Raw genomic sequence first — 12,859 nt, 5'->3', positions numbered from 1 at the left:
CGGGCTCGACGATCACCCCGACGACGACCCGCACGACGATCCCGCCGGTGCCCGCCCCGAGGCGCGTCAGCTTCCCGCGGACACCCTGCAGCACGTGCGGCTGTGAGGCCTCACCGCGAGCGCACGTCCCCTCACCGGCTCAGCAGCAGGGCATCGCCCTGTCCGCCGCCGCCGCACAGGGACACCGCAGCCTTGCCCTCGCCGCGTCGGCTCAGCTCGTAGGCCGCCGTCAGCGCCAGGCGAGCGCCCGAGGCGCCGATGGGGTGGCCCAGGGCGATCGCCCCGCCGTGGATGTTGGTCTTCTCGAGCGGGTAGTCGAGATCTGCCAGCGACTGGCACACGACGGCGCCGAAGGCCTCGTTGATCTCGATGAAGTCCAGCGCCTCGGCGGTCCACCCGGCCTTGGACAGCGCGGCCTTGATGGCGTTCGAGGGCTGGGAGTGCAGAGAGGTGTCCGGTCCGGCCACCTGTCCGGCCCCGGAGATCGAGGCCAGGATCTGCAGTCCGTGCTCCTCCGCGTAGGCCCGCGAGGTCACGAGCACCGCGGCCGCCCCGTCCGTCAGCGGCGAGGAGTTGCCGGCGGTGACGGAGGCGTCGTCGTCCTTCGAGAAGGCAGGACGCAACTTGCCGAGCGACTCGGCGGTGGCGTCCGGACGCACGCCCTCGTCCTGGCTGACCGTCACCGGGTCGCCCTTGCGCTGCGGGATCTCGGTGGGAACGATCTCGTCGGCGAAGATCCCGTCCGCCTGAGCGGCAGCTGCCCGCTGGTGCGAGGCTGCCGCAGCCTGATCCTGCTCGGCGCGCTTGAGGCCGCGTTGCACGTTGCCCTGCTCGGTCAGCAGGCCCATGGACTCGCCGGTGTCGGCGTCGGTGAGGCCGTCGTGGGCCACGGAGTCCAGCAGCCCCACGGTCCCGTACTTGTGCCCGGTGCGAGAGCCCGGCAGCAGGTGCGGAGCGCTGGTCATGGACTCCTGGCCGCCGGCGACCACCACCGAGGCCTCCCCCAGTCGCACCAGACGGGCGGCGTCGATGATCGCGGCCAGCCCCGAGAGGCAGACCTTGTTGATGGTCATGGCGGGGACGTCCCGGCCGATGCCCGCGGCGATCGCGGACTGGCGCGCCGGGTTCTGACCGGCGCCGGCCTGGACGACCTGGCCCATGAGCACCGTGTCCACGGACTCGGCCCGCACCCCGGAGCGCTCGAGCGCCCCACGGATGGCGGCGGTCCCGAGCTCGACGGCGCTCAGCGAAGCCTGGGCCCCGAGCAGCCGGGTGAACGGCGTGCGAGCGCCTCCGACGATGACGGGGTCGGTGGTGGCGGATGCTGCGGTCATGGGAAGGTCTCCTTCTGCTGTGATTCCTCTCACCATTGTGAAGCGAGGCTCCGACAGCTCAAGCCCCATCGACTCACGTCCACTGAACAGCCGTAGCGTTCCTCGAAGCACCCGCCCCGCAGCGAAGGAGCCCCGCCATGCCCGACACCCAGCCCGAGTGGTTCACCGCCCAGCAGATCGCCCGGCGCATCTCCCCCGATCGCGCCCGTCGCCTGATCCGGCAGGTAATCCTCGACGGCTTCGACCCCTCCGAGGATCCGCACCGCATCGGCGTGCCGGCCGGGACCGGGCACGTGCTGCTGATGCCCTCGACGCTCACGCAGTGGACCGGCGTGAAGGTCGCCACCGTGTCCCCCGAGAACGCGCAGCTCGGCCTGCCGCGCATCCAGGCGACCTATCTCCTGATGGACACCCGCACGCTCACGCCCACGGCTCTGCTCGACGGTGCTGCGCTGACCACCCTGCGCACCCCGGCCGTCTCGGCGGCCGTCGCCGAGGACCTCGCTCCGGCCGAGGCGAAGCATCTGGTGGTGTTCGGCACTGGCCCGCAGGCCGAGGCCCACGTGCACGCCATGCTGGCGATCCGCCCGCTCGAGCGCGTCACGATCGTGGGGCGGAACCCGGAGAAGGTCGAGCATCTGGTCGCCGAGCTGGGCCAGCTCGGCCCGCAGGTCGTCGCCGGCACCGCCGATGCGGTGGCCGAGGCGGAGATCGTCGTGTGCGCGACCTCCGCTGCCGAGCCGCTGTTCGACGGCTCCCTGGTGCCCGATGGCGCCTGCGTGATCGCCATGGGCTCGCACGAACCGGATCGCCGCGAGCTGGACGCTTCGCTGATGGGGCGGTCGCTGGTCGTCGTCGAGGATCCGGCGGCGGCACTGCGCGAGGCCGGTGACGTGGTCATGGCCCTCGACGACGGCGCCCTGGCCGAGTCCGACCTCGTCCCCCTGCGCAGCCTCCTCACGGGCGAGGTCGCACGGCGCGACGACCGCCCGAATGTCTTCAAGGGCACGGGCATGTCCTGGGAGGACCTGGCCGTCGCCGTCGGGGTGTTGGAGGACTGAGGGACACAGACGAGCGGGGCGTGCACCGCTGAAGTGCACGCCCCGCCGTCGTCGGGCTGATCAGGCCGCGGAGGCCCGCTCCTCCGGAGCAGCGCTCTCCCGAGCCGCCAGCCGTTCATCCCAGACCTGCAGCACCTCGGGATCCGTTGGCCGGGTGGCCAGCGAGACAGCCACGAACACGACCGCCGAGACCGCCAGGCCGATGTAGATCGGCGCATTGGCCATCACGCCGAAGGCGAGCATCCCGATCACCACGGCGATCGCACCGGCGACCATCGAGCTCGCAGCACCCACCGCGTTGCCGCGCCGCCAGGTGAGCCCGCCCAGGATCGCGACCAGCAGCCCGCCGACCAGCAGGTCGTAAGCGATGGTCAGCGCGGTGACCACATCCGGGACCAGGACCGAGAAGATCGTCACGGCCACACCGAGCACGATCATGTAGCGGCGGTCGCCGGAGACCTCCTCCTCGCCACCGTCCATGCTGGAGACAGCACCCTTCAGCATGGGCAGCACGTCCACGCGCGCCACCGTGGCGGCTGCGATCAGCGCCCCGGAGGCCGTCGACATCATGGCCGCCACACCGGCCGACAGCACGATGCCGCCCAGCCCCGCGGGGACGTGCTCCACAGCCATGCGGGCGAAGGCGTCGTCGGGAACCTCGAGCGAGGGCAGCACGACGGCGGCGGCCATGCCGATCACCGCACCGGCCACGCCGAAGATGCCGATGTAGACGGCCGAGGCCACGCCGCCCCAGCGGGCGGTCTGCGGTGAGCGCGCAGTGAGCACGCGCTGCCAGATGTCCTGCCCGATCAGCATGCCGAAGCCGTAGACCACGAACATCGTGACGATCGACTGGAAGCCCATGCCGTCCAGGGAGAAGTAGGTGGCGTCCAGGCGCTCCCCCAGGCCCGACCATCCGCCGGCGGCGCTGAGCGAGAACGGCAGCAGGATCGCGAAGATGCCCACCGTCATGAACAGGAACTGCATCATGTCGGTCAGCGTGATCGACCACATGCCGCCCAGGCACGAGTACGCGATGACCACCAGCGAGCCCAGCAGGATGGCCGAGGTCCGCCCCATGGGGAACAGCACCGTGAAGATCGAGGCGTAGGCGGACGTCGAGGTCACCGCGAGCATCACGGTGTAGGCCAACATCACGATCGAGGAGACGCGCGAGGCGATGCCCGCCCCGAAGCGCAGAGCCAGCATCTCGGAGACCGTGTAGATCTTCAGCGACGCGATCCGTCCGGCGAAGAACAGGCTCAGCGCCAGCACGCCCACGGCGATCGCGACGACGAGCCACATCCCGGACAGCCCGTACGTGTGCCCCAGTGCGATGCCGCCCACCGTGGAGGCTCCACCGAGGACGACAGCGGCCATGGTCCCGGTGTAGAACACCGGCCCGAGCCGGCGCCCGGCCACGCGGTAGTCTTCGGCGCTGCGGGCCCGACGGGCCGCGATGAGTCCGATCGCGACCATGGCGATCAGGTAGAGGACGATGATGGCGATGTTCATGGGCTGCTCCAGGTGCTGCGGGGACTCGGTCGTCGCCGGTCACACGCGGCAGGCTGGGTTGTTGACAGCGGGCCGGAGCCCGTCGGCCCGTCAGCCCGTCGGCGCGCCGGTGGCCAGGACCCGGCCATTGTCTCCGAGGGCCTGGGCGGTGACGTCCACCACGCCGGGGCCTCGGGCTCGGATCCATCCCGCTCCCCATTGCTGGACTGCCTCGCTACCACCGTCCCTCGCCTCAGCCTCGGGGAGCCATCTGACGGGCCGCATCAGCTCTCGCTTCACTGCAAGGCCGAACTGGCACCGTCTGGACCGGCGGAGCAGTTGGTCAACGCCGCGCTGAGCCGCCGTCAGGCCGGAGCCCGATCGATCTCGTTCCGGACGGCGCGCGTCAGCCACCAGAAGGCCCCGGCCAGGAAGAGCAGCAGAGCGATCAATGACTCCTGCAGGCAGAACCACAATCCCATGACGCAGGTCAGCATGACGATCTGGCTCTGGAAGGCCGAGAGCAGGAAGCGCAGATCACCCAGGTCTCCTATCGGCGGCGGGGGACTGCCGCACGATCAGGTGACAATGTCACCTATCCATGCGGCAGTCCCCAGCACGAGGTACAGCGTGTAGACGCGGGATGACCCCCAGCGCTGGCGCACGACCTGTTGATAGAGATCTGTCATGGGCGACCTCCGCGGGACCGCCCACGGCTACTAATTATCGACTGGGGCATACTTAGTTCATGACCAGTTCACCACCTGTCGCCATCAATGCTCGGCAGTCCGTCGAGGAACCGCAGGGCATCATCCAGTAGCTTGAGGACTGCCGCGTCGAGGCCAAGCGCCGCGGGAGGACAGTCATCGACGCCTACCCCGACGATGACGTCAGTGGGACCACGGCCCGTGGAGTGAAGACCCAGTGGGCGCGCATGCTCGCGGACTTCGACGCGGGCGGGTTCGAGGCTGTGCTCACCAACGACGTTGACCGCCTCACCCGCAGCCTCACGGACGTTCTCGAACTCCGCCCTCCCAAGCGCGATGTACGTGTGCTGACCGTCCGCGGTGGCATCGATACCCACGAGGACGACACCACCCTCAAGCTCCTGGTCGTGATGGCCGAGCGCGAAGTCAGGCTCAAGACCATCCGTGCCGCCCGGTACGCCAAGGGGCACCGCGCCAAGGGCCACCCGTCCGCCGGACGAACTGCCTTTGGGTACCGGTGGGTCCGCGCCGCCGACCGCGACGAGAAGGGCACTCGATTCCGCATCGACGCAGACGAAGCCGCCATCGTCAAGCGCATCTTCAGCGAGTTCCCGGCCAAGGCACCCCTCGGCCAGATCGCCCGCGACTTGACCGCCGACGGTTTCCGGACGCGCGAGGGCTTCCGCTGGCATACTTCGGCCCTGCGCCGCATCTTCATCAACCCCCACTACGCAGCCCTCCTCCCACCCGCTCAGCCAGAGGGGCAGAACGACCAGGCCAAGGTCGCCATCGAGGACTGCGTGCCCGGCGCGTGGGACCCGATCATCGAGCGGGACCATCTCCTGGCCGCCCGTGGGCTGCTCGTCGGCTAGCCCCCGAACCACCAGGGCACAGCCCGAGCCCACCTGCTCTCCGGCATCCCCACCTGCGGGGTCTGCGGAGGTTCGGTCCGATCATCGCGAGCCCGCACACACCCCGCCAAGCGCAAGGACGGGGGACGTGCAGCCCAGGAATACAACGCAAGCTACCGGTGCATCGACGGTCACGGGACTGCCGCACGAACAGGTGACAGTTGGGGTTTCAGGCCGCGAGGTCCACGGCGGGGTTCATGATGGTCTCGTATTCGATGGGGGTCAATCGACCCAGACGGGCCTGTCGGCGACGGCGGTGGTAGGTACGTTCGATCCAGGTGATGATCGCGATCCGGAGCTCGTCGCGGGTCCGCCACCGCTTCCGGTCCAGGACGTTCTTCTGGAGCAGTGCGAAGAACGATTCCATCGCGGCGTTATCGCCGGCAGCGCCGACCTGGCCCATGGATCCGATGAGGTGGTGACGGTTCAGGGCGTGCACGAATTTCCGTGACCGGAACTGAGACCCACGGTCCGAATGCACGATGCAACCAGCGACGTCACCGCGGCGGGAAGCGGCGTTGTCCAGGGCGTTCACCGCCAGTCGCGCCTTCATACGGTCGCTGATCGAGTAGCCGACGATCCGGCCGGAGAACACATCTTTGATGGCGCAGAGGTAGAGCTTTCCCTCGTCGGTCCAGTGCTCTGTGATGTCGGTCAGCCACAGTTCGTTGACGTCATCGGCGGAGAAGTCCCGCTTCACGAGATCGTCATGGACCGGCGGCCCGGGACGTTTCCCGTTCTTGCCGCGATTCTTCCCGAACACCGACCACCACTGGTTGTCCCGGCAGATCCTCCACGCCGTCCGCTCACACATCTGCTCACCGGCTTCTGCCGCTTCGCCGGCCAGGAACCGGTAGCCATACTCGGGGTCGTTGAGGTGAGCGTCCAGTAACGCGTTGGACCGGTATGCCTCGACCACCTCGGCCTTGGTGACCTGCTGGTGGCGCCAGCGGTAGTAGGGCTGGCGGGAGAGCTTCAGAACCCGCAGGGACACCGCGACGGGGATGCCGGCGACGGCGAGCTCACTCACGAGCGGGTAGAACCTTTTCCCGGCAGGTTCGCCTAGGACAGGTAGGCCGCGGCACGGCGGAGGACCTCGTTCTCCTGCTGGAGCAGCCGGATCTGCTTGCGGGCCTCGCGCAGCTCGGTCGACTCCTCCCGTGTCCTGCCGGGGCGGTTGCCGTCGTCGATGTCGGCTTGGCGAATCCATTTGTGCAGCGTCATTTCGTGGACGCCGAAGTCCTTCGCGATCTGCGCGATGGTGATGCCGTCCTCACGGGACCGGGCCACTCGCACGACGTCTTCGCGGAACTCCTGGGGGTAGGGAGCGGGCATGGTGCACATCCTTCCAGGCCGCCCTCCGGGCAAGCCAGATCAGATGTCACCTATCCGTGCGGCAGTCCCCTTGGGCCAAGGCCCCGGCCGCTTGCCTGCAGCCCGGGCTCGTGCCAGGCCCTCCCACGTGCGCTCGCGCAAGAGATCGCGCTCCCAGTCAGCCACGGTCAGCAGCATGTTCACCATCAACCGGCCCGCAGCCGTGCTGGTGTCCAGCTGCACGTCCAACGCCTGCAGGCCGATCTCACGGTCGGCGAGGTTCTGCACCGTGGGCAGGGCGTCCGGCAAAGATCGGCCGAGCCAGTCCATCCGCGCGACGACGAGCGTGTCCTCGCCGTCGCGCATGTAGTCCAGCGCAGCCGCCAGGCCGGGCCTGTCGCGCTTCGCACCGCTCAGGCGGTCCGTGAGAACACCCGCTTGCACCCAGCGGCCTTCAGAGCGGTCTCCTGCCCCTCCAGGGAGCCCTCCTGGTCGCGGATGCTCACGCGGGCGTAGCCGGTCTTCACGAAGTCGCCTCCAAGGCCTCGGCCTGACGAGTCTCGGCCAACTGGAGCAGCCAGGAACCGAACTGCTCCATGCCATCCCAGTCCACAGCGCGACCGCCAGCAGAGTCGGCAACAGTTGGCACCAGCATGCGGGTCACCTTGAGGCGCTCAATCGACGCCCCATTACCCCACTGGAACTTCTGCACCTGGCTCCTGAGCAGGGCAACCAGAACGTGTCCAGAGGCTGCCGTGAGACGCGGGTGCCTCAGCACCTGGATCTCCTTGCTCGTATAGAACGGGACGGGCTGATAGAACACCGTCGAGGTGGACACACCGATCGTGATCGCGTTCCCCGGATTCAAAGGGTTTGTCCCCTGGCGGGGGAGAAACGCGACAACCCCATTGCTCCGATCGCTCCTAGCAACGTACGGATACTCTGCATCTCCGCCGGTCTTCGCCTTGCTCAGGTCGAACCACCCACCTGCAGGCTTCATCGACTCGATGACATCAGTGATGAACCAAGGCTCGAAGGACAGGTGCGGCCTACTAGTGACGGACGCGTTCAAGCTAGGAGACGGGGCCATCCCGCGAGCACGAGACAGCAGCGCCTCACCGAAATGCTGCATCGTCTCCCAGTCCGCTTCATCCGAGCCGTCAGCCGCAGCGCGCACCGGCACCATGATGCGCAGTCGCATCAGGCGAGCCATCGAGATGCCGTAACCCCACGAAAAATTCTCAAAGGCCTTGCGCATCGCTGCCACGAGGACAAGGCCAGTCGCCTCGTTGAGTTCCCCATGGCGGAAAATCAAGAAGTTCTGAGCCGTGTAGAACGGCACTGGCTGGTAAAAAGTCGCCTGAGTCTTCAGAGTCACGGTGATGCAGTTGCCCGGTTCAGGGGTCGCGTCCTGGTCGGCCACGATACCGGCGACGCTGTTCCCACTGAGGCTCTGGCTCAGGTACAGGTTCTCTCCGTCCCCACCTTTCAGATGCACCTTGTCGTACCAGGCGCTTGAAGCCTTCATTGAGTCGAACACATCGAGCAGAGGTACAGCTCGGAACTGGACACTGTCGAGCAGATCACTCATTCGTCTTCACCGCCCTCGTCCTCCACGGCAGCAGGTCCGATCAGGTGCCCCAGCCCGTGCGTGTGCATGTCCACCTGCCACGTCACGTAGTCGGCAAAGACCTTCTCGAACTCCGCCTGCGTCGGCGGCTGATCGTTGAAGTAGAAGTACGAGTGTTGCCATTCGTCCTTGGCCGTCACCTCGGAGCGCACGATGAAGCGCGTGTCGTCAGGCGCTCCGTCGTTCAGGACAGACAGCAGGTGCTTCCGGCGGTCCTCGGCACGCCCGTCATCAACCAGACCGAGGTGCTGCCGGACCTTGTAGCCATCGTCCTGGAAGTCCACGAACGCCGTCTTCTTGATGTCCGGGTGGGGCACACCTGCAGTGAACAGGGCCACCACGACGTGGGTGCCGACGCCGTGGAACGTGTCCGGATTCATCGTGAGCACAGCGTCGAGCGTGTGATGCTTCAGGATCTTCGCCTTGAGCTCACGGTCCTCCTTGGTCTTGGCGACCATCGCCGACTGCGGCACGATGGCCGCCAGCCGGCCCCGCACCTTCAGCTGACCGAGAGCGTGGTAGATGAACGACAACTCCGACAGGTGACGGGTCGTCTTGTCCTTGGACTGGGAGTAGGGCGGGTTCATCAGGACTTTGGTGAACCCGTCCATACCCGCTGGACGCTCGGGGTCTGCCGGGAAGAAGCCCTCGTGGGAGACGTCGAAGATCGAGTTGCGCTGGAAGTTCGCCTTGCCGTCGCCCCGCAGAATCATGTTGGTCGTGCCGACGGCGAAGAGCTTCTCCTGCAGCTCGACACCGTGAAGCTGGAACCGCTTGATCTCCTCCCGCTTGGCGTCGCGCTGCGGACCCTCCAGGAAACGACGGTCGGCATCGTGGAACATCCGACGCATCGCAGCGACCAGAAACGCCGCCGTGCCGGCAGTCGGGTCAAGGACGACGTCGTCGCAGTTCACGTCGATCAGCTCGGCCATCAGGTCGGTGATGTGGTGCGGCGTCAGGACGATCCCCAGGGAGTTGCCATCGGAACCTCCGTACTTGACGAACTCGCCGTAGAAGTTGCCCAGCACATCGAAGGCGCTGTATGCCGGGTCGGAGACGACCTTGAAGACGTCCACGTCCAGCTTCTCGACGAAGTGCCGCAGGGGGGTCTCTCCCAGGTCGCGGTGCCGCTTGTTGAGCAGAACGTGGCGCTGGATGAACTTGAACCGGTCAAGCATGATGCCGACCTTCTGCTTCGGCCCAAGGTCGGCCTCATCACTCTCCAGGTACTCCTTGGCGGCGGTATACACCTTCTCGCCATCCCGATAGCCGCTGCGCTGGTCGCCCGTCAGATCGCCGAGCAACTCCGGCTGGTACTTCAGCGCCAGCAGGATCGCCGACACCAGGGTCGCTTTGTGCTCATTCTCCAGGGACGCGTAGTTCCGCATGCCCTCGTGCAGTTCCTTGGCGACAGCCCGGATCTCGCGGACGTTCTTCTCCTCCTGTGGGAGTTCTCCCAGCACCGCGACCCGGTAGAACTCACCGATCGTATCGGGAGCGAAGCTGGTAAACGTGTCCACCTCGTTTTCCAGCACCTTCGGGCGACGGTTCGGTGCCGAGAAGGCCACCTTGATGCCGTTGTGAGCCTCGCTACCAGCGACACCGATGGCGAAGACCTTCTTGCCGGCGCGGCTGCTCAGGGCCTGGGCGTAGTGCAGCGCACCGTTGAAGGCGTAGTCCTGGCGGGCAGGAAACGTCAGATCCACCTCACCCTCGTCGTCGAGGACCATCAGCTGCTCGAAGCCCGGCTTGTCTTCGATCACCACGATGAAGTCGCCCGACTCGATGACGAACTCAGGCTTGCCGCGCCCGCCACCCTGACCTTTGGAGGCGCCCTCCAAGGCGTTGTAGATATACGCGGGGGCGTCGCTGCAGCTCTGCTCCCACGGGCGCGGGAAGCCGATCTCCCGCAGCATGTCGCGCACAAACTGATCCGTGCTCCTCTCGTTGGCCATCCGGTCCCCGTCTCTCCCATGTCAAATGATCGGTCCGATTCCTGGACACTCCGCCGAGTAGCCCCACGACCCCGAGAACGGCCCGGAAAAGTGTCCAATATCTCTGTCGAGGATTTTACCGCACGTCAGATAACCGCGGCACCGATCTGTGGACACTGTGTCGCCCTGGCCTCAGCACCGCCCTGGGGCGAGCATCCGGGACGCGGCAGGGCCGCGTCTGGCGTGGAGGTGAACCGACTGAAGGAGACCACCATGTCCACTACCACCGCACTGCCCGTCAGCCTCATCCTCTCGCACCTCACGCTCACCGGGCACATCCGGCACGACCGCGGCGCGGGCACGCTCGACCTCCTCGATGAGGAAGGTGTGGAGCGCCTGTCCACCGACCTCTCTGTCTACGGCTACGTCGCCGAGCCAGGTCAGGTCTTCATCAAGGACTGGTCTGAGCACGCAGGCCTGGCCGATGCACTGGTCCTCGCTGGCGTCGTAGCACCCCTGGAGTCTCTGCGCATCGGGCCCTTCTCATCACGCGCTTACCGCGTACGCGTGCTGGACGCGGTGGTGGGCCTGTGACCAGCTAGCTCGAGACCGGCTTCCGATGCCTGCGCACCGACCTGCCCCTTGTCCACATCGTCACCGACCAAGGCGAGGACTACGAGCATGTCGTCGGCGAGGCTAACGCGCTGGGCGGCAGCGCCGATGCAGTCGCCGAAGTCCTCGCGCGCTGGGACTGCCGCCGCGAGAACGACGCGGCCGCGCTGCTGTACCCGCAGGACATGCTAACCGTCGCTGACCTACAGAAACACTCGCATCAGGTCCACTCCACCTGCGCCAACACCCACCACTACTGGCTGCTGATCGACCACCAGCGCGGTCTCTACAGCCTCTACCGCCTGCCTCTCGAAGGAGACCCGTCATGACCGCCACGACCATCCGCATCAGCTACGTCCCGCGCGTCTGGGTGGGCTGCTTGAGCTGCTACAACGCCGGCCGTCTGGTTGGGCTCTGGTTCGGCTGCGCCGACGCCGAGGACGTCGATCTCGCCGCTGTCCACCGTGGGCAATACCGCGTGACCAGTGAGTGCGAGGAGCTGTGGTGCCTGGACGTCGACACCCTCCCTGTGGACCGCGAGATGGACCTCCTGGAGGCTGCGGAGTGGGGCGAGGTCTACGAGGAGGTCGGCGAGGAGCTGTGGCCCGTACTGTGCGCCTGGGTGCGTTCAGGCTGCAACGTCGCGCAGGGCACCGGCGAGATCCCGTCAGTCCCGGACTTCCTTGAGCGGAACGCGGGCACCTGAGATAGCTTCCGCGAGCACGCCGAGGATCAGGTCGAGTCCACCGGGATGATGACTGGCTGGCCCGAGGATGCCCAGCGGTACTTCAACTGGGACTCCTGGACCCGTGACCTGCGACATGACTACACAGTCGAAGATGCCCCCGGCGATGGCGTATACGTTTTCCGCAACCTCTGCCCCCAGAAGAAGAACCCCAGCACTCGCGGGCTGGGGTTCATCTTTTGAGCTCCTCACCAGCCCCGATACCACTCGTAGAGTCGCTTCGATGCCCACGCCACGAGCGCCACCGTCCCACCGACCACAACAGCCAACGCGAGCACCCACAGCCCTGAATCGTCCCGGGTTTGTTAGAGGCTCGCAAGTGCCGCGTCGGCGGCCGCCGACACGGTCTGGTGGTGATGGTCGTTCTCCTCGAGCTCGACGGGCGGGATCATGCCGACCTCGCCGTGGAGCCGGCGATGGTTGAACCAGTCGAAGTACTCAGCGGTCGCGATCTCGAGCTCGTCGATGCCCGTCCAGGGCGAGGTCGGCCCGGCAGCGACGTCGACAGCTGCCAGCCGAGCACACGGCGGGAGAACACATCGGTGACGAACACGGCGTAGACCCAGCCCGCGACGGTGCGCCAGCAGGTGATGTCCGCGACCGGCAGCTGGTTCGGGGCGGTCGCGGTGAAGTCCCGTTCGACCAGGTCAAGGCCAGTGTCCGGGCCATCGCCGGCAAGCGTGATCCGCCGGCCCTTCTCACGAGTGATCCCGCGAAGTCCTTCCGCCGGCATCAGTCGCTGCCCAGTGCAGCGCGCGACCATGCCGCCTTCTCGGCGCAGCTGAGCGCGGAGCTTCTTCGCGCCGCAGACCCCGAAGTTCTTCGCCTGGACACGGCGAATCTGGACCAGCAGCTCCTTGTCCCGAATCGTCCGCTTCGAGGGCGGGCGGGTCTTGAAGGCGTCGTAGGTGCCAGGCGCGATCTGGGCGCCCGCTGCGGTGAGCCTGCGGCAGATCGGTGTGAGCACCGAACTCCTGTTTGTGCTGGTCGATGAACTGAACGATCAACGCGGTGGGCGCTCGAGCTCCGCTGCGAAAAAGCCGAGGCCGACTTCAGGATCGGCGGATTCAAGCGGTCAGCGCAACATCTCCTGTGAGATGGGACAGTCACTGACCAC

13 protein-coding genes and 1 pseudogene are annotated in these 12,859 nt (G+C 66.9%); 6 read left to right on the top strand and 8 right to left on the bottom strand.

Features of this window, described 5'->3' with window-relative positions; translation table 11 throughout:
• Positions 1-131: 131 nt before the first annotated feature.
• Positions 132-1,334 (bottom strand): acetyl-CoA C-acetyltransferase, encoded by a 1,203-nt coding sequence (locus M3E84_RS11460; RefSeq protein WP_259896336.1) that lies wholly within the window; start codon positions 1,332-1,334, stop codon positions 132-134.
• Between the two features lie 137 nt (positions 1,335-1,471).
• On the opposite strand from M3E84_RS11460, the gene M3E84_RS11455 reads away from it, so the two are divergent.
• The gene (locus M3E84_RS11455; protein ID WP_259896334.1) at positions 1,472-2,395 is read left to right on the top strand and encodes an ornithine cyclodeaminase family protein; all 924 of its coding nucleotides are present in this window, start codon (positions 1,472-1,474) and stop codon (positions 2,393-2,395) included.
• A 60-nt stretch (positions 2,396-2,455) separates the two neighbouring features.
• On the opposite strand, the gene M3E84_RS11450 is transcribed toward M3E84_RS11455, so the two are convergent.
• Positions 2,456-3,910: a sodium:solute symporter gene (locus tag M3E84_RS11450; protein ID WP_259896333.1), complete on the bottom strand. Its 1,455-nt coding sequence runs from the start codon at positions 3,908-3,910 to the stop codon at positions 2,456-2,458.
• Between the two features lie 814 nt (positions 3,911-4,724).
• On the opposite strand from M3E84_RS11450, the pseudogene M3E84_RS11445 reads away from it, so the two are divergent.
• Both M3E84_RS11445 and M3E84_RS11440 read left to right on the top strand, forming a co-directional pair.
• A pseudogene (locus M3E84_RS11445) lies at positions 4,725-5,066 on the top strand (recombinase family protein); the annotation flags it as partial.
• Positions 5,067-5,159: 93 nt separating this feature from the next.
• Positions 5,160-5,468 carry a recombinase family protein gene (locus M3E84_RS11440; protein WP_259896341.1) on the top strand — a complete coding sequence of 103 codons (309 nt, stop codon included), beginning with the start codon at positions 5,160-5,162 and terminating at the stop codon, positions 5,466-5,468.
• 208 nt (positions 5,469-5,676) lie between these two features.
• On the opposite strand, the gene M3E84_RS11435 is transcribed toward M3E84_RS11440, so the two are convergent.
• From M3E84_RS11435 to M3E84_RS11415, 5 genes are all read right to left on the bottom strand, one after another.
• Positions 5,677-6,842 (bottom strand): IS3 family transposase gene (locus M3E84_RS11435; protein WP_396415619.1). Its coding sequence is split into 2 segments (ribosomal slippage): positions 5,677-6,570 and positions 6,573-6,842, totalling 1,164 coding nucleotides; the frame shifts between segments, so codons are not numbered across the junction.
• Between the two features lie 39 nt (positions 6,843-6,881).
• Positions 6,882-7,265: a recombinase family protein gene (locus M3E84_RS11430; protein WP_259896332.1), complete on the bottom strand. Its 384-nt coding sequence runs from the start codon at positions 7,263-7,265 to the stop codon at positions 6,882-6,884.
• A complete protein-coding gene (locus M3E84_RS11425) occupies positions 7,235-7,348 on the bottom strand; it encodes a recombinase family protein (protein ID WP_259896330.1) in 114 nt (37 codons plus the stop codon). The genes M3E84_RS11430 and M3E84_RS11425 overlap by 31 nt, the downstream gene beginning before the upstream one ends.
• Positions 7,345-8,412 (bottom strand): restriction endonuclease subunit S, encoded by a 1,068-nt coding sequence (locus M3E84_RS11420; protein WP_259896329.1) that lies wholly within the window; start codon positions 8,410-8,412, stop codon positions 7,345-7,347. The genes M3E84_RS11425 and M3E84_RS11420 overlap by 4 nt, the downstream gene beginning before the upstream one ends.
• On the bottom strand, positions 8,409-10,367 hold the full coding sequence (locus M3E84_RS11415; protein ID WP_259896339.1) for a class I SAM-dependent DNA methyltransferase: 1,959 nt from the start codon (positions 10,365-10,367) through the stop codon (positions 8,409-8,411). The genes M3E84_RS11420 and M3E84_RS11415 overlap by 4 nt, the downstream gene beginning before the upstream one ends.
• Before the next feature lie 291 nt (positions 10,368-10,658).
• Between M3E84_RS11415 and M3E84_RS11410 the strand changes: the two genes are divergently transcribed.
• The 3 genes from M3E84_RS11410 to M3E84_RS12530 all read left to right on the top strand — a co-directional run bounded on the left by M3E84_RS11410 (position 10,659) and on the right by M3E84_RS12530 (position 11,703).
• Complete coding sequence (locus M3E84_RS11410) at positions 10,659-10,979, top strand: hypothetical protein (RefSeq protein ID WP_259896328.1); 321 nt, start codon at positions 10,659-10,661, stop codon at positions 10,977-10,979.
• 203 nt (positions 10,980-11,182) lie between these two features.
• Positions 11,183-11,326: a hypothetical protein gene (locus M3E84_RS11405; RefSeq protein WP_259896327.1), complete on the top strand. Its 144-nt coding sequence runs from the start codon at positions 11,183-11,185 to the stop codon at positions 11,324-11,326.
• On the top strand, positions 11,323-11,703 hold the full coding sequence (locus M3E84_RS12530; RefSeq protein ID WP_259896326.1) for an antirestriction protein ArdA: 381 nt from the start codon (positions 11,323-11,325) through the stop codon (positions 11,701-11,703). Before M3E84_RS11405 ends, M3E84_RS12530 begins: the two co-directional genes overlap by 4 nt.
• Before the next feature lie 427 nt (positions 11,704-12,130).
• Here the strand turns inward: M3E84_RS12530 and M3E84_RS11395 are convergent, their stop codons facing one another.
• Positions 12,131-12,709: an IS3 family transposase gene (locus M3E84_RS11395; RefSeq protein ID WP_259896325.1), complete on the bottom strand. Its 579-nt coding sequence runs from the start codon at positions 12,707-12,709 to the stop codon at positions 12,131-12,133.
• Positions 12,710-12,859: the final 150 nt, after the last annotated feature.

This window comes from Kocuria sp. p3-SID1428, from assembly GCF_025149945.1.
In the GTDB taxonomy this organism is placed as follows: domain Bacteria; phylum Actinomycetota; class Actinomycetes; order Actinomycetales; family Micrococcaceae; genus Kocuria.
The sequence above is the reverse complement of the archived record's forward strand: the minus strand, read 5'-3'. Positions and strand labels throughout refer to the sequence as shown.